The organism is Flavobacterium cheonanense, from assembly GCF_039539185.1.
In the GTDB taxonomy this organism is placed as follows: Bacteria; Bacteroidota; Bacteroidia; order Flavobacteriales; family Flavobacteriaceae; genus Flavobacterium; species Flavobacterium cheonanense.
This window is the reverse complement of sequence record NZ_BAABCT010000005.1, coordinates 128904-153248: the sequence shown is the minus strand read 5'-3', so window position 1 is coordinate 153248 and position 24345 is coordinate 128904. Positions and strand designations below refer to the sequence as shown.

At 30.6% G+C, this 24345-nt stretch carries 22 protein-coding genes; 8 read left to right on the top strand and 14 right to left on the bottom strand.

Annotated features, from left to right (window positions below):
• Positions 1-4: 4 nt before the first annotated feature.
• The 11 genes from ABD766_RS10525 to ABD766_RS10475 all read right to left on the bottom strand — a co-directional run bounded on the left by ABD766_RS10525 (position 5) and on the right by ABD766_RS10475 (position 15292).
• Positions 5-1387, bottom strand: coding sequence for a hypothetical protein (locus ABD766_RS10525; RefSeq protein ID WP_344816650.1), 1383 nt, complete (start codon positions 1385-1387; stop codon positions 5-7).
• A gap of 11 nt (positions 1388-1398) precedes the next feature.
• Complete coding sequence (locus ABD766_RS10520) at positions 1399-2355, bottom strand: hypothetical protein (protein ID WP_344816649.1); 957 nt, start codon at positions 2353-2355, stop codon at positions 1399-1401.
• 20 nt (positions 2356-2375) lie between these two features.
• Positions 2376-5192, bottom strand: a complete 2817-nt coding sequence (locus tag ABD766_RS10515) for a S8 family serine peptidase (protein WP_344816648.1) — start codon at positions 5190-5192, stop codon at positions 2376-2378.
• 3 nt (positions 5193-5195) lie between these two features.
• Positions 5196-8024, bottom strand: a complete 2829-nt coding sequence (locus tag ABD766_RS10510) for a virulence factor SrfC family protein (RefSeq protein WP_344816647.1) — start codon at positions 8022-8024, stop codon at positions 5196-5198.
• Position 8025: 1 nt separating this feature from the next.
• The gene (locus tag ABD766_RS10505; RefSeq protein ID WP_344816646.1) at positions 8026-11124 is read right to left on the bottom strand and encodes a virulence factor SrfB; all 3099 of its coding nucleotides are present in this window, start codon (positions 11122-11124) and stop codon (positions 8026-8028) included.
• Positions 11125-11326: 202 nt separating this feature from the next.
• Positions 11327-12385: a hypothetical protein gene (locus tag ABD766_RS10500; protein WP_344816645.1), complete on the bottom strand. Its 1059-nt coding sequence runs from the start codon at positions 12383-12385 to the stop codon at positions 11327-11329.
• A 151-nt stretch (positions 12386-12536) separates the two neighbouring features.
• On the bottom strand, positions 12537-12866 hold the full coding sequence (locus ABD766_RS10495) for a DUF6717 family protein (RefSeq protein WP_344816644.1): 330 nt from the start codon (positions 12864-12866) through the stop codon (positions 12537-12539).
• Positions 12867-12881: 15 nt separating this feature from the next.
• Positions 12882-13535 carry a VWA domain-containing protein gene (locus ABD766_RS10490; protein ID WP_344816643.1) on the bottom strand — a complete coding sequence of 218 codons (654 nt, stop codon included), beginning with the start codon at positions 13533-13535 and terminating at the stop codon, positions 12882-12884.
• Between the two features lie 109 nt (positions 13536-13644).
• The gene (locus ABD766_RS10485) at positions 13645-14328 is read right to left on the bottom strand and encodes a hypothetical protein (protein ID WP_344816642.1); all 684 of its coding nucleotides are present in this window, start codon (positions 14326-14328) and stop codon (positions 13645-13647) included.
• Positions 14329-14387: 59 nt separating this feature from the next.
• Entirely contained in the window at positions 14388-14822 is a 435-nt protein-coding gene (locus tag ABD766_RS10480) for a hypothetical protein (RefSeq protein WP_344816641.1), read from the bottom strand.
• Between the two features lie 2 nt (positions 14823-14824).
• A complete protein-coding gene (locus ABD766_RS10475; protein WP_344816640.1) occupies positions 14825-15292 on the bottom strand; it encodes a hypothetical protein in 468 nt (155 codons plus the stop codon).
• A gap of 99 nt (positions 15293-15391) precedes the next feature.
• Between ABD766_RS10475 and ABD766_RS10470 the strand changes: the two genes are divergently transcribed.
• Both ABD766_RS10470 and ABD766_RS10465 read left to right on the top strand, forming a co-directional pair.
• The gene (locus tag ABD766_RS10470; RefSeq protein ID WP_344816639.1) at positions 15392-16372 is read left to right on the top strand and encodes a helix-turn-helix transcriptional regulator; all 981 of its coding nucleotides are present in this window, start codon (positions 15392-15394) and stop codon (positions 16370-16372) included.
• A gap of 1 nt (position 16373) precedes the next feature.
• Positions 16374-16790: a hypothetical protein gene (locus tag ABD766_RS10465; RefSeq protein WP_344816638.1), complete on the top strand. Its 417-nt coding sequence runs from the start codon at positions 16374-16376 to the stop codon at positions 16788-16790.
• Positions 16791-16796: 6 nt separating this feature from the next.
• Here the strand turns inward: ABD766_RS10465 and ABD766_RS10460 are convergent, their stop codons facing one another.
• From ABD766_RS10460 to ABD766_RS10450, 3 genes are read right to left on the bottom strand one after another with little or no spacing between them, the layout of a single operon-like run.
• Positions 16797-17366 carry a hypothetical protein gene (locus ABD766_RS10460; protein ID WP_344816637.1) on the bottom strand — a complete coding sequence of 190 codons (570 nt, stop codon included), beginning with the start codon at positions 17364-17366 and terminating at the stop codon, positions 16797-16799.
• 45 nt (positions 17367-17411) lie between these two features.
• The gene (locus ABD766_RS10455) at positions 17412-18092 is read right to left on the bottom strand and encodes a GIY-YIG domain-containing protein (protein WP_344816636.1); all 681 of its coding nucleotides are present in this window, start codon (positions 18090-18092) and stop codon (positions 17412-17414) included.
• Between the two features lie 10 nt (positions 18093-18102).
• Positions 18103-19203, bottom strand: coding sequence for a WYL domain-containing protein (locus ABD766_RS10450; RefSeq protein ID WP_344816635.1), 1101 nt, complete (start codon positions 19201-19203; stop codon positions 18103-18105).
• Between the two features lie 404 nt (positions 19204-19607).
• Between ABD766_RS10450 and ABD766_RS10445 the strand changes: the two genes are divergently transcribed.
• Genes ABD766_RS10445 through ABD766_RS10420 form a run of 6 tightly spaced genes read left to right on the top strand, consistent with a single transcriptional unit; the run spans position 19608 to position 24337 of the window.
• A complete protein-coding gene (locus ABD766_RS10445) occupies positions 19608-20276 on the top strand; it encodes a hypothetical protein (protein WP_344816634.1) in 669 nt (222 codons plus the stop codon).
• Positions 20269-20691, top strand: a complete 423-nt coding sequence (locus ABD766_RS10440; RefSeq protein ID WP_344816633.1) for a hypothetical protein — start codon at positions 20269-20271, stop codon at positions 20689-20691. Before ABD766_RS10445 ends, ABD766_RS10440 begins: the two co-directional genes overlap by 8 nt.
• A complete protein-coding gene (locus tag ABD766_RS10435; RefSeq protein ID WP_344816632.1) occupies positions 20685-20936 on the top strand; it encodes a hypothetical protein in 252 nt (83 codons plus the stop codon). The genes ABD766_RS10440 and ABD766_RS10435 overlap by 7 nt, the downstream gene beginning before the upstream one ends.
• On the top strand, positions 20936-22171 hold the full coding sequence (locus ABD766_RS10430; RefSeq protein WP_344816631.1) for a HesA/MoeB/ThiF family protein: 1236 nt from the start codon (positions 20936-20938) through the stop codon (positions 22169-22171). The genes ABD766_RS10435 and ABD766_RS10430 overlap by 1 nt, the downstream gene beginning before the upstream one ends.
• A 19-nt stretch (positions 22172-22190) precedes the next feature.
• Positions 22191-23852, top strand: a complete 1662-nt coding sequence (locus ABD766_RS10425) for an ATP-binding protein (RefSeq protein WP_344816630.1) — start codon at positions 22191-22193, stop codon at positions 23850-23852.
• A gap of 11 nt (positions 23853-23863) precedes the next feature.
• A complete protein-coding gene (locus tag ABD766_RS10420; RefSeq protein ID WP_344816629.1) occupies positions 23864-24337 on the top strand; it encodes a hypothetical protein in 474 nt (157 codons plus the stop codon).
• The last annotated feature ends 8 nt before the right edge of the window (positions 24338-24345 follow it).

The following is a 24345-nucleotide window of genomic DNA, read 5'->3' as shown; positions in this document are numbered from 1 at the left end:
CTGCTTATCTGTTAAAAAATCTGATTATAGCACTCCACCAATTATTGTTACTTATTGGATTAACTTGACCAAGTAAATCATTAATGATATTTATTGAAGATGCTCGGTTAATTTTACATATTCTTTTAAAGTATACATCACCAATAGAAAATAATTTAACTCCAAATTGAACAGAATTTTTATTACATTGATTTTGTAATACATCCATAAAATTTCCAAAATTATGATCTAAAAACACTTTAGCTTTTTCTATTCTTTGTTTATTATCATCAGCTTGAATTTCATCAGATTTTGTTACTATTACATAAACAGCATCAGTTTTTTTTGTTAAAATATCATTATTATCTCTAAAATAAATTGTTGCAGCCTCTAAATAGTCTGATTGAGTTAAACCTGTTTCTTTGTCAATAGAATTTTTTGTCTCTTGGTTGTAATCAATAAAGAAAAAATGAATTTTTTGATTACTACTATTTAATAATAATTCAAGTGTTTTGAAAGATTGCTCTATACCATCTCTATCTTTATCTTCAATAATTTTAGTATCATTTACTTTTTCATAAAAAGATTTAAAAACTTCACCACTTAATTCAAAAAATGATATTCTACGTTTATTTTTTTCTCCTCGTTTATAAAATAAAAAAGGCATATATTGTGTTCGATCTTCATTAGTTCGATCAGGAAGATAACCAATATCTTTACGAAATATATTGGCCAAACTTGTTATATATGTAGCACCAAATTTAATATTACAATCAGGTGCTTCCATTGAATAATCATTTTTAATAGTACTTAAAATTGCAGACAAAGCACAAGTTTTACCTGAAGAAGGTATTCCCCAAAAAAAGACATCAGTATAGCCAATTGGAACTTCATTTTCTTTTCTTGGTATAGGGTTAAATGTTATTTTTGGTTCTTCAAAATCTTTTATAATTTGAAAGTCAATCTCCAAATCATTACATAATTTATATAAATCACTTTCACTTAGTTTATCAATTATTTCATCAATAGTATATTCATTAATATTGTGTTTTATTTCTCGTAATAATCTCTCTCGTTCTTCCTGTTCCTCTTTAATTCGCTCCGCCTCATCTAATATTTTTTTAATTTTTGCATTTACTTCGGCAATATGATTTCCATCTGGAAATGCTTTTAAATAATTTTGTAATTCATAAATTGAATTTACATCTGAAACTGAATTTGCAGTGGCAAAAGCTTCATCGTCCTTTTGATTTAATAGTGCTCTAACTTCTTTTTGTCTTGAATTGAGGAATTCTCCAGTACCTTGTAAATTTTTAAAAGATACTACCCCATTTAATATTGCGTCAACTATTTGGTCATTAGAATGTTTATCATTTCCTATATTATCTAAATAATCGTTTTCCTCCATTGTAAGTATTATTAATATTTAATATCAAATTCATTAGTTTTTTTAGTTTTTTTAGAAAATATTGTGCGAAAACCAACTGACGATTTCGTACTTCTATTACTAAAAAAATATGACAGCAACATTAGCACATACAACAATATTGCATAAATAAGAGAAAGTGTTGTTGGATTTCCAAGTTTTGTGAAATATGTTTTTACTTCATTAAATTGGAGAATATAATCAAAATCATCTGCTATCTCACCAGTTTCTCTTATTTTAGAAATAGTAATTAAATCAGATTTCCATTTTTTAGAATTATTTTCAATATTATATATAAAATCTACTATACCAATAGGTTTCCATTTATCAATATCACCTTTTGAATTAGCTAACCATTTAGAATTATCACTTTTCATTTCAATAAAGCTAGACGGCAACAAATCAAATCCAATTGTTCTGATTTTTCTTTCAATTTGTCTTGGATAAGGTAAACTGTTTAATCTAAAATCAAGACAATTAAAATCAATATCACTAACTCCATTTACTTTTGATAAAACAGCACTTTCTAATTTAGTTTTGTAATTACTTTTTCTATTATTTACATATTCTTCGTATTTAACATACATATTTTCAGCTTGAGTAATACTTGAATTTAGTTTACTTTTAATTTCGGTTTCTTTCTCAGAAACAGAAAAGTAATGAGAAAAAGGAAAAACTGTAAAATAACATATCAACACTGTAAACAAAACCAATAATATAATTTCCCAAATAAATCGGCTTTTGAAATTACGATGCGTTTGTTTTAACAACTTAGCGCCAAGTGAAGTTCCTATTAATAATAGGGTAATAATTACAGCAAAAGTGATACTGCTCACTTTATCACCTAGTGTTTGAAAGTTTTTTCCTAGAAAGCAAAAATACCCAAATGTAAGAGCTGCTAATAGATTAATGACAACTGCTAATGAAAATTTTATTTGTTTTAAATTCATATTTTTAAATGTTTGTTTTTTTATTTACTACTTCTAATTTCTTTTAATTCTCTATCTATTCTATCTAATTCTTTTTGTAATTTTTCGCGCTGTTGTATTAACGAATTTGTCTGATCGTTGTTTGGAGAAGTTGGAGAAGTTTGATTGCCTAAAGTAAAAGAACAAATATGTAAAGACTTATCTTCTTTCTTTATAATCCCTTTATACACTTGGTTTTTTCCTCCATATTTTACTTTTATAGTGTAAGGAGTACTATTGATATATGGCTCATGATTTTTGTAATTTATTAGGTAAACATTATAGGTTCCATTTGGAGCTTTACCAGAAGGCCAATAAATATTTTCAACTGGAGTAATACTTCCTGGATAATCTACATTCATATCAATATCTAGTTGTCCACCACTTGATACATTTTTATTTTTGAACCAAACCGCCTCTCCATTTGGATCGGTGCAACACAAATCTAAATCATTATAGTTATCCCAATTTAACAATACTTGTACATCTCCTGTTGAAGGAGTTGCAGTGCAATCTAATTTTTCTCCTGACTTCACTTTTTGCAAAGCTTTATCTATCTGAATTAACTTTCCAATATTATCATTAACAGGTAAACCAGTATTTTGTAAAATACAAATAATTTGTTTTGTAGTTAGGTTAGGATTTATACTTTTCATTAGCGCAACAGCTCCTGTAACAATTGGCGCTGCCATACTTGTACCGTCCATTATTTGATAACTATTAGAACCTACTGTACTATAAATACCTACACCAGGTGCTGATATTTTAGAATAAGGACCATAATTACTAAAATTGGCTTTATTAAGACTAGAGTTGTTTCGGTCAATTGCCGAAACTGTAATAAATTGGTCTGGACGTTGCAAAGCATCAATCCCTGCAAGTATGTTGTCATTTCCTGCAGCTACTACAATTGTAGCATTATGTTTTGCTGCAATTCTCATGATTTCAAGCCATAACCGTTCTTCTTCTTTAAAATGATTTTGTATTAAATCAATTTGTTCACGTTCAGGAAATTGGGCAAGACCTTTAAATTGACTACCTAATGAAACATTGATTACATCCGCCCCTTGATACAAGGCATATAGTATTCCATCTAATACAGAAGTAGTGGTCATTATACCCTTTTCGTTAGCCACTTGAATAGGCATAAATTTACAGTTTGGTGCAATACCGCAAAGACCTTGATTATTATCTGCAATTGCTAATGCGGTTCCAGCAACATGAGTACCATGGTCGACTTTTTGAGGGAAAATTTTATCAGAATGTGTCCAAACATTATAAGGCTGTACCACTTTACTTTTTAGTTCAGGATGGCTTAGATTAAAACCATTGTCTACTATTGCAATAGTGATTTTATCTGAACCTCGACTAACATCCCAAGCTTCTGGTGCTTTTATTTTTTGAAGATACCAATTTTTGTTTTTATCTTTAAAAGCAGGGTCATTTGGCGTATAATTTCCTTCTAACAAGGATTCGTCAAACACAAATAACTTATAAGCTGGTGAAAATTTAGTTGGTATTTCTTGTTTAATTTTCTCTCGTTCTTGCGATGGAATTTCAATTTGCATTCGCTTTACAACATTGTCGTAATAGACTACCTTATATTTATCACCAGGATATTTAGCTTTAAAATCTTTAGCTAAATCCATTATGGATTTATCCTCATTTTCCATTAAAATATTTATCCGATTACCTATAATACTAGGATTTCCTGGGATTATTTCTGGTTTACCCTCTATTGGAGGCAAAACCCCTTGTTGAGGTGGTAATACATCTTTATATGCTGGAGGTGTTGGCACAGGAGTATAGGGGTCGTGAGGGTCATAAATACCACCACCATCACCAACACGTGGATCTTTCTTAACCCAAGTAGAATCATTATCGCTTAAAGCTGCACCACCTTTTAAGTTGTGCCCACTACAGTTTCTGAATAACCAAGAAAATAATAAAATTAAAAGCAGAATAGCCATTAACCATAATAGCCATTTTAAACATCCATTTCCAGTAAACAGTTTTTTTAGCCAATTCCAAAAACCCAAGTACCAAGGTATAGTAGGAACGGGTGGCGTTGGAACAGGAGGAATTTGTTGTTTTTGAGTGTACTGTGCTGTAAATTGCTTATCTTCTGTTACTTCGTGTCCATTTGGATTTTCATTCCAACCAGCAAATTCATAACCATCATTAGCTTCTACTTGAGGTATTTCATCGTTTGAAATATATTCGCTTGATTGTTTGTTTATACTAGTATTACCATACAAATTACCATTATCACCAGCATTATAATTAATCGTGAAAAAAGTTGGTGGTGGTGGCGGTGGTGGTGGTATCTCAACAATTAGGCGCTTGCAAATTTGACTTACATCTTCTCTAAAATTATCTTTCAATTTCATTCCCCAAACAGCTAAAACTACTTTGTTGTCATAGCAATAGATAAAACGGTCATCAATATACTTAATTGCATCTGCTAAAAAATCGGCTTCAACTGTTTTACCTGAATTTTTAAGATTGTCTATTACGCCATTATAATGAGAAATTGTTTCATTTTTAATGTTTGTATATCTAGACAAATCTTCTCCCTGTAGCTCTTGAAATATTTGTGGTGTTTCATTATATTTAATACCGTGAAACACAATTGCATCACCATCTACAACCGGATATGCTAAAAAATGCTGGTATTTAGTATCAATATTTTTATTTATAATATTTGACTCAGCCAACTTAAATCTATCAAATAATGTTCTCCCACCAATACCTTGTAATGCTTTAAAATATTTCAAATCAGTACTGAGTAATTGCTTTTTACCTATTACTATCGCCATATTTTAATATTTTACGGTTTCAGATTCTTTGATAATTACACCTAATCTTTCATTAGCCGCTATATCATAATTTGGAATATCACAAACCGATACGAAAGCAATTTTGAGACGATCGTACCATAATAAATAATTTCGATAGCTAGGCAACGATTTCATTTCTTCTGGATTAGATTGTATAATATCATTCCAATGTTCAATTTTTTCAAAGAGTTCTGCAACGGATTCTTCTCTAGGATTTGATTGATGCTCTAATACTAAACCTAAGTTATTATTATCGTTGGCAATTATCAAATCATTGATTTCTGATTCGTCAAAAAAGTCAAATCCAACTGAATTGATGCATTTATTTAAGAGTTCTGAACTTATATCAGCAATAATTTCATAAGGTAAGTCGGTTCTTTGGCGACCATCAATATACCTTCGGATTTTTTCAGCAATTTGATTAGCTAGCCCTAATTTTAGAAATAATTTTTGGAACATTTCTTTAACGTTCTCTACAGCTTCATTTCCTAAAACATTTTGAATAGTTTTGTTGTCATTTAAAGATATATAAGTTAACCAGTATTCAAGTAATACTTCTGCTAATTGGAGTGAATTATTTTTAATTAGTTCAGAATTACCATTGATTAGCTCCTCTAAATTAATATTTAATGATTCTAATTCTGTCCAAAATAGTGCTTTTTGGTCATCAGTGTTTTTTTCATAATGAGCGCATAATCGTTCAAAATAATTTTCAATGCTATCATTTTCAATAATAGGAACCTTCTGTTTGAAAGTGCTAAATTTATCCATATTAATCACATCCCTATGTTCAATATCGTCAATTTTTTTTCTGTATAATTCAATTACAGTACTTTCGTCAATCATCAGTTCTTTCATCAATTGTCCATAAAGTTTAATCCCATCAGCTCTGAACGCTGTTGCTAATTTAAACTGGATATCGCCTGCAGTTGATTTTGCTTTTTGCAATTCCTCATCTTTGTCATTAGTATGAAAATGCTTAATTATTTCAGAATGTATATTTTGAGAAATATTAATTAACTCAGCTCGCATTTTTTCAATACGTGCTTGATTTATATTATTTGCAGCAATCGTTAATTTTTCAATTATTAATTCTGTACCATCTTTATTTATAGATGCAGCTTTGTCCCAAGATTGGGAGGGATTTTCAAAATGGCGTTTTACAAAATCAAATTCAATAAAAGATTGTTTCAAATCTTCTCTGAATGTTGGATAACCAGTTGGAAGAATTTCTTGTTTTTCAATTTTAAATTCATCAAATCCACTATAAATCAAACTTTTTGTTTCAGATGACATTGCAAAGTCTCTCAAAAGAAAAATGTTCTGAAAATTAGGTTGAGATTTAGTCCAATCTATCAACCAAGGATAAGTGTCCACTTTTAAAATTTCTTTTTGTAGAGTTTTTACAAATCGTTGGTCCCATCTCTCATTTAAAGATTGTATGTTTCCCAACTTATCAATATTGGAATCATATTGCAAATCTTTATTAAACCATGTTGATATAATAAATAATGGGGAAATTGTTGATTTGAAGTTTTCACGCTCTATTGAAGTTTTACCAACCATATTACCAATCCAATTATTTAACTTTTCAGGCATAATACTTTGTCCAGACATTGAATGTTTTTGACAAAATAGCAAAGTATTAATACGCTCATTAGTTGAATATTTATTAAATAAATAATCAACTCTTCCTCTTCGTAACAAAGTAGTTAAGGAAATGTCTGTGATATTATCTTCACTTGTGTTTTCTGTTCGACGAAGACCTGGGAAATCTAATAAATCAGTATGAGAAAGAAAAGGTTTGTCAACTTTAATAGAATCTGGTAGAACAAAAATGAGTTCTGCAGTAAGCGCACATAAATAGGATTTTGAAAACTTTACAGTTTTGTCTTTTCCATCATTATTTAGGTAAAAAACATTAGTTTCTGCACAATATTCTATTTCTTGTCCTTGAAATGAATTATAAATTTCATCAAGTCTACTAACATCAAGTATAGTGCCTTTATTTCTTAAAACAGCATCTATAGGAAGATAAATAGTATCAGCAAAGTTTAATTGTTTGTATTGAATTATTAAATCATCAAAAAGTTTGGTTAATTGAGGATTAAAATTCCAGAAAATTGAAAATACATCTTTCCACTCTTCAGGAGCTATTTTTGTTACTAAAGTTGAAATTTTTGTAAAAAAATTAGCGTCATTTATATTGTTATAAACCAATTTTGAAAAATTATCATTAAAATAATCTTCAATATCTAAAATATCATCTTCTATAATTAGGTTTTGACATTCTACTTTGTTCTTATATGTATTTTCAAAAGAATTTATTTTCTCTTTAAGTTCTTCAAAACTTAGCGGTTTATTAACTTTTAAATTATTATAATATGCTTCGCACATTACTATAATTAAATCAGTAGGAGAAAGTAATTTTGCAATTATGGGATAATCTTCATTAATCCACTTATATTTTGTTGAAAATCTTGTTACAACTGATGTAGACTCCATTTCATTACCTCTAGGATTAATTTGATTTTTAAAATCAAATTCATTACCTAAACCATCAAGTACCATAAATGGTTTTCCCGAACCAGATAGTAATGCACTTACAAGGTACGATTTACCAGCTTGGCTCTCACCATACATTGCTGCTGCGGGATTTCCTTCTAAAGCAAACTTTTTCTTGTTTAGCTTTCGACGGCAATCGACAATATTTCGATATGCGTTTTTTTGCTTTTCTCCATCTAAAGAAGTTTTAATCCAAGAGATTGATTTTTCAATTACAGCTAATTGTGATACTATATTCTTATCCATTTTAAGCTTGATTATTATTAATATTCAATGAGAAAATACCTGAGTCAAGCCAAAAATCATCCACTTCGCTCATACTTTGTACTTGTAAATTGAAAAAATTATTATTCAATTGATTTCCCTCTTTATCTATAATCTCTTCAATACGTAATAACTCTATATCCTCATTTATATCTCTACTAATTGTTATTTTTAGAGGCATATTTTTACGGATTTTTTCTTTCTCAGCATTTATTCCATATTGAATAACATTCATGTCATAAGGTTCTTCAAATCGACCTTTAACTTTATCTTCCAATTTAAATTCATTAAAATCTAAGGTGTAAAATGGTCGCGAAGGATAGGAAGGAATATCAATTTGTCTAACACCAATTCTTAAGGGTAAAGAGAAAATTTCTAGGTTAGTTTTATTATTCTCAAGAGAAATAGAAGTTTTAGTATATTCAAATTGATTATTGAGTTTGCCAAAATAATTAGTTTTGGAAACTAGTTTTTCTTTAAGCTCTTTTAAGTTCAAAGTAAAACCATTTAAACCTCCATTATCAGCAATATGTCCTATCATAGCACCTGTAGTAATAATTGATTTTGGATTTGTAAATTTACCATTCCCATCAATAAATTTGTAGCGCTTATCCTGAGGATACCATTTTCCAACTCTATAATCATTCATTGATTTCAACCTATTTGGAGAAATAGCATAATACTTTAAAAAGACATCAGTAAGTGGTTTTAGTGATGCAGGCCGTCCTGAAATTAATACAATATCACAATCGTAATAAGAAAATAAAGAAGAAATTTTCCCGACTAAAGAATCAAATGTTTTTTCAATTATTGATGAAATGACTTTTCTCTCATACTGCCATTGTAAAGATTCAAATTCAAATCCAAAATGTTGTTGAAAATGATTCAGTACATTTTTAGGTGGTAAGTCATTACTGAAAATATCACTGAAAGATAAAATTTTACTTTCTGAATTATTTTGTTTTATTAATTCAAGAAAAAACGAGACAATAGGTACAGAAACCTGTACGTTAAAATCTGCACGTAACTGCTTATTTTTAAAAGACATTCCTGTGTCACCACCAAAAAAATCATTGTTTTTTTCAATAATAACATCTGGAGATAAACCTAATGATTTCATTTTCTTTTCAATAGGTGAGTATTTACCTTCTATAACAAGTTGATGAATTAGCTCTTTAACTAAATCATCGCCTGCTTTATAAAAACTCTCCCAAAAAAGTGGAACTGGTGCTAAAGAACATTGCCCAGCACCATCTTCATATTTATAGGCTGCTATCATTACATCGGTTGTACCAGCACCAAAATCGACAGAACCAATCGTAAGTGATTTTTTGTTATACTCTTCTAAATCATTTCTAACTTTACCGTAGAAATCAAAATAATCTTTTACCTTTTTTAAATACCGTTCTCCAATCTCCGCATAAAGAAATACAAATTGTGCTGCAGTTGCTTCATCATAAATCCATTCTGCTTTTTCTCCCTTATTGGAGAGATTAGTTGAAGAAGGAATTACTTTAACTTCTGAGCGAACTTTTTTCTGATCAATTTCAGAATAATATTCATCATTATAGAATCGTTCCAGCATAATTGCTGCATCTTCTGCACATTTGCGTAATGCAATTTGTTCAACACGTGACATTGCTGTAGGGCAAGTAACAATTATTCGATTTATTCTTCTTGGCATTGATTCATTACCCCAATGACTGCGTTGCTCATAACTATTGATTTGCATTTTAGCTTGGGCTAAAATTTCAAGGAAAGCAAAAGTCATCAATGCTTTACGAGAATAATGATTTATTATCCCTCCATTCCCTTCAGTATTTAATGAACCATCTGAATTTAACTGCTCTGATATACCTTCTATGTAAATTGGTTTTGCTTTTTCTCCTTCAAACTGAACAAATTCCCATTCTTGTTTTTGAGGAATAGTGTCCCATAAAAAACGCTTTGGACTTGAAAAAGTGCTTATTTTTTCAGCTCCAGTATTCATGTTGGTTGCTTTGTGTATAAGCTTATTCGCTTCCTTTCCTAAGCGTATCATACTTGGATAGACAAACTGTTTGCTGTTTACAAGCCCGAATTTACCTCCAAAATCTGCTTCACGGAATGCTAAACGCATATCGAAAGATTCTCGATATTTATTTAGTTTTCCATCCAAAATTGGTTCTGTGAAATCTTGTAACTCAAGTGGACTTGCTTTTTTAAAGTCACCTTCATCAAATAACACAGCACAAGTTCGAGAATTACCAATGTCGACTACCAAATCTACATTTCCATGAGCTACATTTTTATTGGAAAACAAAGTAACTTTAGGCAAAATATTGAGTTGCTGTATATAATTGATAAAACAAATGTATTGAGAGAGATAATTTAATTTAGGTTTTTGACCTTTAAAATCATTAATATCTTCTAAATTGTGGAAGTGTTTTAATAAATATTTATCAACCCAATCACAATTAAATGCTTCTGAAAAATATCCAAGTAATTTATACTCGATATTACAAAGCTCATAATCATTTGATTTTTCGTAATCATTAGAAAAAAAAGGTGCTTGGCTTAATTCATCAAATACATCATTTTCAAAAGTAGTTCTGGTATCAAAAGCTATTAAAAGGTTATATTTTTTTAATTTTTCATTCGAATCCGATGGAATCAATTTAAAGCGGCACCAATTAGTTGGACCAAACTCTGACTTCCCATTTTTCAACAAAAAATAAGGTAATGGCATCCAAGTGTTTTCAAATTTATCCCATTTAATTCTACTAATAGTTTCTTGAAAACAACCAGAGTCTCTAGGGTCTTCTGTTTCTATAGAAATTGTTTTATATCCTTCTTGATAAAAATCATCTTTAATTTGATCCCAATTTTGAGAAACTTTACCACCTTCAACATATCCTGAATGTTGCAAATCCCACTTTTTCACCCAAACGTCATCTTCAGAAAATAAGTGAGCAATTTCTAATTTTAATTGTTTTTCTTCAACATCAAACCATTCATGAAAGTACATTCTGAAATTATCAGAAGTGTTTATTTCTATTGGAATTGTGAAATATTGAATACCTGTATTAGCAATTAAATTCATAATTATGTATTTGTTTAAAAAAAAATATAAGGAGGTAAATATATGTTTTTTTTAAATATTATTCTTTTCATTTTTAATTATTTGTATATACTTTTTTTTAATATTAGAACTGTTGAAAGGCATATCAAAGGCATATCAAAGGTATATCAAAGGTATATCAAAGGTATAGGTAATGCATATCAACTTTTAGACAATAATATAATTAGGTATACATAATTAATTCCCTGTTCAACTTTATACTTTTCTTTTCTCCTCGTTCTCCTCTAATGCAATAGAAATCATATAAAGAATCACCAACAGCATTTTTGATCTTTCTATTGATTCTAGAAAGCACTACATTAATATCATTTTCTAAAGGATTTATCAATACGTCAATGGCTCTGTCAATAAGTTCTCTTTCAGATAGATTACTAAATTGACGGTAAAGTTGCTCTAGGTCGTTCCTGTAATCAGACAAATGCGATATTCTTATTCCTTCTTCGAAGTTTAGAAACAAGAAATATATGGCTTTTTCCTTTGGGTTTAAGGCCAATTCCAATCCACCTAAATCTGTAAAAAATATTTTTTTAGTATGACCTCTAATTTCCACTCTGCTAGGTTGTTGTAACAAAGTTGCTCGTCCTCTAAAAGTCATACTGTTTCGAATTCCATCCAAAATATCGAAAAATTGTCTGGAATATAACGTAGGAATGTCACGTTCAATAAATTTATTCATACAACTTTCACAGACATCAGCGGTTCGCATCTTTAAGATGATTTGAGATTTATCTTTACAAAAATCCATGATGCAACCAATCGATTTTTTATGAACCCCTTTGAGTGTTTCTTCTCTATCAGGAAACATATAATAGCGCATCACCCAAATGATGATTTCATAGGCAATTGGAAAACGGATATCAATGGAGTTTCCAAAAAAATGTTCCCAATTGGATGTTTGGATAAAGTAGTTTTTCATAGATGGAGCAACGCCACCAAACCAATTGAGTTCATTCCCTATATCTGTTAGCAACACCACTATATCCTCATCAGGCAACGCTTTTGATTTTCTATAGTTATCACATTCAGCAAACAATTGCTCCCAAGTTTTCTTTCTCTCGATGTAAGGGAATGATATTTTGGGTAAACTTAACGAATAATTAGTAGAAGAAGATTTGCTTGATTCATTCTCCATTACTGTTGACGTCTCAAAATCTTTTTTGCGTAGCCATGTTATTTCTTCGGCCTCATTGTTAAATTCTGAAAAGTCTTCTTCGCAAGCCATAAAGTGCATAGGACCTTGGAATTGCTGCAATAAATGCAGCACATTCCTATAGGTTTCTATTTTTAATTCGGGTGATCGTAATAAGTGTACATTCATAAAACTAAATTAAACTTTTTTTGGTAATTTCTTTATAATAATTAGTCTATTATTTTTAGTAAACTACTTTAAAATGTATTTGTCTTGGCAACAAACCATCAAAAACAAATTTAGTTACGTTACACAACCAAACAGGAGTAAAGCCTAAATGATAAATACAACCGTTTGGTGGTGTTTTAACAATTCGCTTAAGGGTTTGAAATCCTGGAGCGTTAAATACTTTGTCAATTGATAAGGTTACATTTACAGTTGTACCATTATTTGACAATTGGTCTAACAGGGTATCTGCACCCGCTACCATTTGTAATTCACCTTTTGTTCCGGTCCAATTCGGTAAATCTATGTACCAGTTTCCTTGTTCTTTATTAAACGTGTAATTTTTCATATAAATAGCTTTATGTTATCTTCTGTCTTTGTTTTTAATAAAATCTAAGAAGTCTTTTTTAGTTACACCCTCTGATTTACTTTGAGAATATTGGCGCATACCTTCACTGATGTCGTCCATCATAAAATTCATATCTAATTTGTTAAAGGATACCACATTTTCAGAACGGATGTTTAACATTTTTGAAGTATGAATTGCATCAATATCAGCACCTAAAAACGTAAAATTCCATTTTTCAGTAGCTTCAAGTTCGGCAATAGTTTTGGCAATTTGATGGTAGGTAAATTCACGGCTCGCATTTTCCATTCCATCGGTTAGAATAACCATAACGATACTCATCTCATTATTTAGTATCTTTGTCTCGTTAGATATTCTAATTTGGTTGATGGACATACCAATAGCATCTAATAGGGCAGTGGCTCCTCTTGGAGTATATCTTGCACTACTTAGAGACTCGAAGTTGTTGATAGCAACATGTGATTGCACATGATCGATAACGTCATCAAAAATTGTTAGGGATACTTCAAATTCTTGTTCTGGAAATTCTTCTTGTAATTTCTTGATTGTTTCTACTTGAGCATTGAATCCGCTAATTGTTGTTTCAGTGCAGTTTGACATCGAACCACTTCTGTCTAATACAAAATGGTAAAGTGTTTTTTTGTTTTTCATGATATGGATTGTTTAAAATTATGGGACAAAATTAAATGGACCATATCAAAAACAACCATCTTTGCAACCTTGCAATTGAGAAAAAAGGATTAGATAGTATCTGATATTTTTAAATTTTATCTAATTGAATAGTACAATCCATTGCTGTTGGAATTATAATTGTATCCGAATTAGTATTGGTAATTTTAAAATTATATTGTTCTTTTTTAATAGTTATTTTTTTTTCAATCATACCATCTTTAAATACAATATCTAAAGGTAGTTTAGGATTGTAAAGGATAGTGTTTTCTTGAAATTCGGTAGTGTTTAGTACTAATTTCAAACATTGAATTTTATTGGTTGAGGAGTTAATTATCAGTTCAGAAGTAGCTTGGTTGATAAGGTGCTTGGTACTTATTTCAACAGCATTTCTACTTTCTGCTAATGTTATTAATACATAAACAAGTATTCCTAAGGGTATTCCTAACAAGATTGAAAAGCCGAATATGTTTTCTAAAGTCGCGTAATTATAATCTACGTTATACACAAAAATGTACAATTGAAGGAAACCGATGAGTACTAACCCTAGTAGTATTCCAAACCAATAATAAGTTGCTGTTTTTATGGATAACAGCACATATTTGTTCTTGGTTTTTAAAGGTTTGTTACTTGCAGTTAACAAGAATATAAATAATCCTAAAGGCAGTCCACTTAACAAACCGGTTTTTATTATAGTCGGAAGTTCAGGATAGGCATAAAAGGTATCAAATAGCAGTCCATAAATATGTATGAATCCCACTATTATTAGCGACATAACCACACCATAAAGGTAGAATTTCAGAATTGATTTTAAAATGATCATAGTATTTGTTGTTAAAAGTTGTTGTTATAGTCTAATTTGATGTTTAAATTCCCTTTCAATCGATGTTTAATCGTTGAACTAAATTCAAATTCAATATTGGAAACCAAAAAATTACCAACCTGATTGAATTCAATAGTGTCATTCTCACTACCAAAATAAACGGCAACTCCAATTACTACATCATTAAATAGGTTTTCTTTAATCGTTATTTCTTGGTTGATTAAATCACTTGGTCTAAGGTCAACTATTCGTAAATCTTCTTCCGGAAATTCAGGTATAATTGTGGTGCCCGATATATAATATCGGTTTGTATTGATAGTATAAAGCACCATTTCGTTAGTTGCATCTTCTTCTTGAATTACAATAAAATAAGCTTCTTTTTCGTCTTTATTCCGTCTGTAATTTTTAAATCGAACTACTTGGCCTTGTTTAAATTGTGTTTTCATTCTTAATTCTCGTTTATAATTCTAATAACTGTTGGTGCATTATGTTGCAGTGCTACTCTAAAAAAATTAAAGAATGTTCCCTCTGCCAATTTTTCAATGATATCAATTTGCTTGACATTTTTTGGTAAGGGTGGAAAAAGCAAAGTAAAACGATGTACCTGTCCTTTACTTTTAAAGTAATATTTTGCAGGCGCTATGGGTATGTTGATGGCACTAAACATTTTATACCGCACTTCAGAACCTATAGGTCTAATAAAGCATCCCGAATCCATTTGAATCCACCCACCATTGATGTATTGCTTTGGTGCTATGTACACAAAGTCAATTCTAGTGAAGTCATCCTCTAAACTGATTTTTTCAATACCCAAATGTTCGTTTGGAGTGTATTGTGAAATTGGGTTTTTGAATACATATGATTCAGTTTCTGTGAGCACTTCTTTGAGTGTTTCTTTTTCAAAATTTGATTTCATAAATAGTAATATTTTTAAATTATAGAGCAAAGCTAAAGAGGTCAACCGTATTCTATATACGGAATGATTTTTTTTACTATTTTTATAAAAAAATTAACAATGCCAATTTCAAAATCCGCCTATAGAAGATATAAAGTAATAGATTCTCTTATCAGGAATACCAGCAAGCCTTATCCAACCTTGAATGATATTCAAGAAGCTTGTTTGAATAAATTGGATGTTTTTCCTTCAGAAAATACTATTGAAAAGGATATCAAAAATATGAAACTTCCAGAGCCAGATGGTTTTGATGCACCCATTAAATACAGTAGAAGTAATAATGGTTATTATTATACTAATCCAAATTTTTCAATTAATACTGTTGGATTAACGGATCATGATATTGAAAGTATTAAAGAGGCCATTGAGTTGTTACAAAACATTGGTGGTTCTAGAGTTAGTATCCGTTTTAATCAAGCTTTAGATAAAATTTTAACCACTTATCAAGAAGAATTCCCAGAAGGAGACACCAATCGAAAACTGATTCAAACGGATTATGTGAATGGTTCTAGAGGATTTAAAAATTTTGATGTTTTATTTTCTGCTTGCAAAAATAAAATACCTATTTCATTTATTCATTATTCCTTCCAGAAAAGAGAATACAAATCAGTTATTGTTCATCCAATTCTGTTGAAAGAATTTGATAATCGTTGGTATTTAATTGGGTTTTCTGAATATCATACTACTTTGCGAACTTTTGGTTTTGATAGAATTTATGAGCCAATACCCTTGAAAAGAAAATTCATCCTAATAAATCAAACTGATATTGATTTGTATTGTAACGATATTTATGGTGTTTATCCTTATGAAAATCAATCCAAGCAGAAAGTAGTTTTTAGAACGACACCTTTGATTACTAATTATTTTGAATCCTATCCTATTCATAAGAGTCAGAAAGCAAAAAAGAGTCAATATGGCTATTGTGATTTTTCAATAGAGGTGGTTCCTACAGTTGAATTAGTTAGGGAATTGCGATCGTATGGTAAAGAAATAGTAGTAGTATCTCCTGAATGGTTAATTAATGAAGTTAAAAATAATTGATATGAAGTCGCAAAAAAAGAACTATCTATTTCACCCTAAAGTAATCAAAAATCACCATGGCAATCCAGATCTGCTTAGAATACATTTGACACCTGAGTATACTAAAATTGATTTTGGTTATGTTGCTAAAGATATTTATATCAATGGAGGATGGATTAGAATAGCCCCAGAAACTTTCATTGAAAATAAGATAACAAAAAAGCGTTATACTCTTGTCAATGCTGAAAACATTCCCATAGCACCAATGCATCACTACTTTGAAACAAAAAAAGATTGGAGGTTTTTTTCATTGCTATTTCCTCCAATACCTCAGAATGATTGTGTTTTGAATATTATTGAAATTGAAAATGGAAATTCAAACGATTTTAACTACTACAATATCGAATTAAAAATCTCCGATGGAATAGAGGTGATTTAAAATCAATTAAATCTCAAAACTATGATAACGCGTGATGTTACTATCGGTTTTTAATTCTTTCAATACCTTACCATTATATTTAAAACTATCTTGGAGCAGCAGTGTATTATTGTTTTTAAAAAAGTTAAATTCTAACAGTTCTTTTTTAAAGTCGTCTATTAGTATTTCGCAAGAAGCAATTTTACCAAATTCGTAGGTTTCGATGTAAATGCCATTAGAAAGAGTCGTTTGTTGTTCTGAGAATTTTACATTATAAATAGGGAAGAGGGTACTGTTTTTTAAATTAGCCACCCATATTTTTTCTTTTTTTCCGTTGTACCAAATCTCAATTTGATTGGAAGTGTTTTCAGTAATCCCGGAAATTACTTCACCTTTTAAATCCAAAAAAGAAGTCGTCTTTTCTAATCGCAGTTTTGGATAAAAGAAAGGGTCTAACAAAGCTTCATGAAGCGGTTGATTCGTTTTAGAGGCAATACTTTCATAATACTCAAACTCAATAGGCGTAAGTGCGACTTTCTTTAAAGTCCATAGCTCTCCAAAGACATTGATTTTGAGCTTTTGGAGAGGTATGGACATTTGTAAAGATTTTGGTTAAAATTAAATTATTTTAATTTTGTAAAATTATTTCATATCATTTATTAAATGCTTTAATTTTTCGAAAAAATAAAAATCTATTTCACTATTTTCTTCAATTTCTTTTCGATTCCATAAACCAGATTTTATAACTTTATTATTATCACAATACAACCCTAACCAATTTTCGGAAGGAGGATCAACAGGAGTTTTACAATAATTTGATAATAATTTAATAGAATTACTTTCTATGTATGCTCTAAGATTATCTTTTGATGAATCTCCTTCAACTTTTAATACAATAAAAGGCATATTTAGAATATAATCAGAAACTTCTTTTTCTAATTTTTTTTCTTGAATAAGAATTATTTTATTACTCTTTTCATTTCTAATTCCCCATTCATTATATTCCCCTGAATACTCTTTATTTCTAATACTATATCCAATCAATTCCCTTTGAACTGACATTCTGTGCCTTCCATATCCATGATTTGGTCCAGAATGTTGCTTCAGTCTTTTATAAAGTGTTGCTTTAGAATTTGCTTGAACAGCATGTGTTCCGATGCGAACAACTCTTTTTTGATTTAAATTTGTTCTATTTTCGCCATCTTCAAAGAAAAAATAAACTCCTTTTTCAGGCAAATCACTATTTTTAACATCTTTTAAATATCTAATGGGTAATTTTTCTATCAATTCATAAAATTCGTCAATTTGTTCTTTTCTATTCATTATATAATATTTATTCGATTACTTCACAAAATTCTCTAAACCGACCTAAAAGAAAGGCTAATTCATTAGATCGTTCCAAAATTGTTTTTTTTCTGTTATTATCATTATCAAATTCTGGTGATAGTCTCGTATCAATGGATATAATAATCTCATCAAAAACCTTTTCTCCAAATTCTACTTTATAAAAGTCTCTTATAATTTTTTGGGAATCATGTAAAGGTTGAGCCAAAATATAAGAGGCAGCCCAGTCCCTAAACTTGATTTTTATAGTTTCTGTTTTGTCTTTTTCACTATAACACCAAACACCAATTACATTTTTAAAATACTGTTCAAGATTCAAACTTTTTATATCAATTGAATTGAATTTTTTCAACTCACCTGTTTCTTCATCTTCAATAGCATCTATACTACCTTTAATTTTATCAATTCTAAAATTGACAATTCTATTTTCTTTTTTAATGTTTTGTCCTATTAAATAGTACAGATTTTCGTGCAGTTTTATTTGAAGTGGAATAATTTCACACATAAAACTCGCAGATAACTTGTCATTTAAATTATGAACAGTTGTATACATAAACTCTACACAATTTTTATTTTTAATATGCTCTAATATTTTAATAATATTTTCATGTACTTTTTCAGAATTATGGATTATGGGTTTAGTTACTACTACAGCAGCGGAACTTTTAATTTCTTCTTCAGTTAAATCAAATATTTCATTTAGTTCATTAAGAATTTTTCCAACAGCAGGAAGACTTTCGTATGGCTTTAATATTCCTTTCAAAAAAGGTACTGTTAAGCGTTCATTTTCGTCAAGTAAACTGAATTTTGGAAAAGGTGTATCTTCTTCAAATCTATATTGATCTAATGACACATAGTAAATTACACTAAATGTTTGTTCTTTCTTGTCTTTACCTATGTAATCAAAATCACCCTCTCTTATCTTTCTTATATCCTCACTGTAAATTCTATTACTATATTGTTTTAAATTGTTTTCTCTTAATTTATCATTTACATCATTCTTGATTTTTTTAAGTGATGCACCTTTTTCTAGTATATTACAAATCAATTGTATTCTAAATTGTTCGGGTGTTATGTATTTGTTTTTCATATTGCAAATATATAAAACACCCGTGCAAAAAAATGCAGAGGTGATGACAAAAACTGCCACGCAAAAAACTGCATAGCTCGTAGTTATTTTTGCATCGAAATCAAAACACAATACCAATGGTCAATATTCAATCCAAAGTTCTCATCTATCAATCTGAGTTAAATTTTCTCGCCCAATGTATTTTGGACTATCCTGAAACCGAAACCGGCTGCGACCTTTTTGGCTTCTGGACGCACTCAAATCATGCAGTAGTTCAATATGTAATTGGTCCTGGAGAACGATGCAAACGTACTGAAACCACTTTCCATCAAGATGAAGATTATCTAAAGTCTATTGGGGATGAGCTGCGAACTAAACACGGCTTACAGCATTTGGGTAATTTTCATTCGCACCATACCTTCAAATTGAAAAAGCCCTCTCAACAAGATTCTACTACAGTTGTAAAAGCTATGAATACCTATCAACTGGATCGTTTTCTATTGATGATTGGCAACATAGTGAACGACGATAGTACTACTATTAATGCCTATCAGTACAATAGAGGAAAAGAACATCTTTACGATCATTCTGGATTTGTTGTGTTGCCTGGTGAGTCGCCTATTCGAACTATTTTTGATGCTACTTGTGCCTCGTATTTACATCAGCCGAAAACAGAATATGCTCGTTTAGTTAATTTGTTAGAAACTACGCTTGAAGACCAAGTCTATTCTAAACCGAATTATCCGGAAAACTACTGGCTACGAATCAAAAGTAATCGCGAAGTTTTAAATGGCATCATGCACAAATTGAACCAAGAATTTGGATATGTTAAAGCAAAACAAGAGGATGCGACAGACTTGGTTTATTTGCTGTTTGGTTCTGAAGAATCAGGCCTATGTAAAGTTACTTTTCCTGATGCTTTTCCTACTACCGCTCCTTTAGTATACAAATTTGATTTGGACAATATAAGATTTCGTAAACTGTTGGAATCCTCAGATTGGAATTCTGATGGCTCTTTGGTTTTAAATACGTTTAATTATATAGTTGAAATGGCAACTAAAGTAATTGAACCTAATGAAGAATGTCATGAATGAGTCACGCCTTCTTTTTGAAACTGCCATCTTGAAAAGGTATTTTGTCAATCGATTTCTTTTTTCAGAAGTTGATGGAGAAGAAATGTTGTTGGTAGGTGTGAAATCGCAATCTGGTAAAATTTATCAAATCAAGATCGAACTCTCAGAAATCTATCCATTGGAGATGCCCAATGCTTTTATTGTTTACCCAATAGGTTTGAAAAATTTTAAAGGAAAACGTTTGCCTGAGTTCTCGCATCAAATGCATATCCTTGAAAACAGTTCAAAAGGAGTACAGATATGTCATTTCCATCCTGGTAATTGGAATCCTAACCAAAGCTTATACAAAGTTATTCTCAAGGTAAAGATTTGGATAGAAGCATACGAAGGGCATTTAAAAAACGGCAAACCAATCAATGATTATTTACAATGTTAGGATTCTTAATTATTATTATATACTATCTCTTTATGAACAAAAATGCTATTATTCCTGCTAGCAATACCGAAGTATTGCAATCCTTGGACCAACTAAACAAAGGTAATCGTAAGCCTGCAACTCAATTGGTCTTTGACCCTTCTACTGGAGAATTTGTCGTAGCAAAAACTAGTGATAATTTGCCTCCAGACGCTACAACTATTAATAGTATAGCTCAAGATGGCTTTGCAAATAAAGCTACGTGATGAAAAATAAAGTCTTTTTATATGAAGAACAATTATTGGAAGTTCTAGCTTCCAATGTGGAACAAACTACGGCTGTCGCTTATGAATGGCGAGGTGAAGGCGTTTACCATGTATATACCAAACCACCTAAAGTTGCTCCTGCTGGTTATCCTGCAGTGGCTTATATTCGAGTATTCGAAGATAAAAAAGCTTTTGAGGAAAGTAGAGAAGCCTTTTACAATTACTTGTTTGACCATTTTCCAAAAGATGGAGCTCATTTACTGTTGATATGCTTGTATCAAGGAACTGAAAAATTAGAACATAAAGCACACCTATTTGATATTGACACCGTAGTAGATTGTGACATTCATTTTATTCCTAAGAAGAGCGAGCTATATTCAAGAAGCAAAGGCTTGTTAGAAACAGAGTATATGGAACAATGTAAGGTACTAATTATTGGTCTAGGAAGCTTCGGTAGTACCATTGCTGTTGAATTAGCAAAGTCTGGAGTTGGTGAGTTTATCCTAATAGATATGGATTTTATGGAGTTGCACAACATATCCAGACACCAATGTGGAATAAACGATTTGGGAAGGTATAAGACAAAAGCAGTCAGGGATTTGATTCTTCAAAAAAATCCTTTTGCCAAAATTGATACTCATGAAGTTTCAGTGGTTAAGAAGTATCAATTACTTCATACGCTTATGGCTAAATCCGATTTGGTTATCTGTGCTACCGATAATAACACGAGTCGTTTTGCCATAAATCAAGCAGCCATCAAGTTACAAAAAACAGTGATTTTTGGTAGAGCCATAACTAGGGCAGAAGGTGGCGATGTTTTTATATTGAAACCCGATGCTAGAACTTGTTACTCTTGTTTAATTAACGATGATGGCACCAATAAATACAGCCAAGAAGAGGAGATATCTACCAATAAACAATTAGAAGGATTACTGCCAGCGTATGTTTCACCTGAAGATAAGAATGTCTTAGTACAAGTTGGGCTTTCTTCTGATATTATGCCCATCTGCAATATGATAGTTAAATTATGTTTGATAGAATTGAATCGCTTTACTCCAACTGCTATGCCTTATCTAGCAAAAGAGTTCACCTATAACTATTATTTCTGGGCTAATAGAAGAAGCATGTACTATACTAATTATAGACCCTTTAATGATGGGCAAGGTCTTCCAACTATCTTAAAGTGGTATGGAACTGACATCCCTGCAAACGAAAACTGTACTTGTTGTAATTAAAACTATAAAAGCAAAAATTTTGAATAACTTATATCAAAACCAATTGATTAGCAGCTTATGTGCTGTTTATGAATACAAAGGAAGATACTTACTAGAAGATTTTGAATTGCAACTTGAATTAAAAGAGGACATAGACCGAATCCGATTCTTTTTTGATGTGGACAGTAATACAGCGACTGTTATGGCTGTATTGTTGTGCGAACAAATTGCCGGAAATAAGTTTAATGTCAATCAAACGATGAAGTATCTTGGTTACAAAACCATCAATTATTTAGAGGTAAGCGCTAAATTAAATGAGCTTAAAAAGAAAGGTTGGATGGTTCCTAACAAGAATAACTATGATGTTGAGAGTATTAACGATTATAATTTCTCTCAAGAGGTCATGAATTCCATTTTATTGCAAGATAAATCCTTATTGGACATTATTGTTCCTGATAATGTTATCAAAGCCATGTTCAGTATTATGAAATTTCTTAAGAATACTATGGTCGATACTGATAATGAATATTTGGTAGAGGCGGTCTTGGACTACGTGGCGCATTTTAGATGTTTTCCGGTTATTGATTCCATTTTTAAAAATGAACTAATCACCAATCCTGAAAAAACAGTTTTGTTCTATGTTATGGCATTCACTGCAGCAGGTGTAGATGAGTTTGACTTGAATTATGAATTGGATAAGTTTTGTGCTGACCCTTCATTTCCTTATGTTTTTAAAAACAGAGTGAGTTCAGAAAAAAGCATTCTCTTTAAAGAAGAATTTTTAGTTTTTAACGAACCTTTTTTAGCTGATTTTTCTAGAGTAAGTCTAGGTAATCGATTGAAAGACGAACTTGAAATTATGGAGTCAGATGTAAAGAAACCATTTAGACCTAAATTGTCACAAGTTATTTTGCCAGATGCTATTAGTGAGAAGAAGTTATTTTTCAACGAAGAAAATCAAGAGCAAATTGACGAAGTGTTTCAACTGACATCCGATGCTTATGATGAGGTAATAACTCGATTTGAAGAACATGGTTTGCAGTCGGGATTGACACTATTGTTTCATGGAGCAGCTGGAACGGGTAAAACAGAATTGGTAAAACAATTGGCTAAACAAAATAATAGGGTTGTTTTGATGGTTGATATTAGTCAATTGCATAACATGTTTGTTGGGCAATCAGAAAAGAACATTAAACGGGTTTTCAAAGAATACCGAGAGGCAATGACTTATTATGATAGAACTCCAATACTCTTATTTAATGAAGCAGACGCCATTATTAGCAAAAGAGGTATTGTAGAAAAATCAGTCGATCAAATGTACAACTCTGTACAAAATATGTTGCTGCAAGAACTCGAAGACTTTAAAGGTATCTTCATAGCAACCACTAATATGTTGATAAATATTGACACGGCTTTTGACAGACGAATGTTGTATAAACTTCAATTTGATAAGCCTAATAAAGAAACGAGATTGGCTATCTTAAAACAGAGTTTTAATAAAGATGTTGATGAAGATTTATTAGTTAAAGCTAGTATGGACTATTCATTAACCGGTGGGCAAATTGACAATGTTAAGAAAAGATGTCTAACAGAACAATTGTTGTTTGGAACAGCCATGTCTGCAACAAGTAAATTTATTTCGTATATTGAGCAAGAAATAAATTTCAGAAAAAACAAAAGTGATAAAATTGGATTTGCTTAAAACCGGACATTATGAACACAAATAGGGACTTATTAGACTTACTAAAAACAGATTTGCAAAAGCGTTACCGAATAACAAACCTAACAAAACAGTCGAATATATTTGCTTGTGTAGAACAACTTAAATTTTTTAAAAAAGAGTTGGAATATGATACCATTGTGATTATGAATTCAAGTTCCGAAAATGAAAACTTTTTTCATCATTATTCAAACACTAAAAAGCTACTTGATGAAGAAAGTACTATAGCGCATATTAAGGTTTTGTCTAAACAAACGCAATCTTTAAGAGAATCAAACCATTTTGATTCTCTTAAAGAAGGTGTAATAGAACAGTTTTTATCTACTCACTCCTATTATTCCTTTAATTTGAATGATCCACTTATAGTCAGGTATGAAATTGATTACAGTGGAAAGGAAAAAAGCGTCTATGTTATAAACTATAATGCACCAATTGTCTTTTTATTGTTGCAAGGTATTTTAGGGTAATTAGTTAT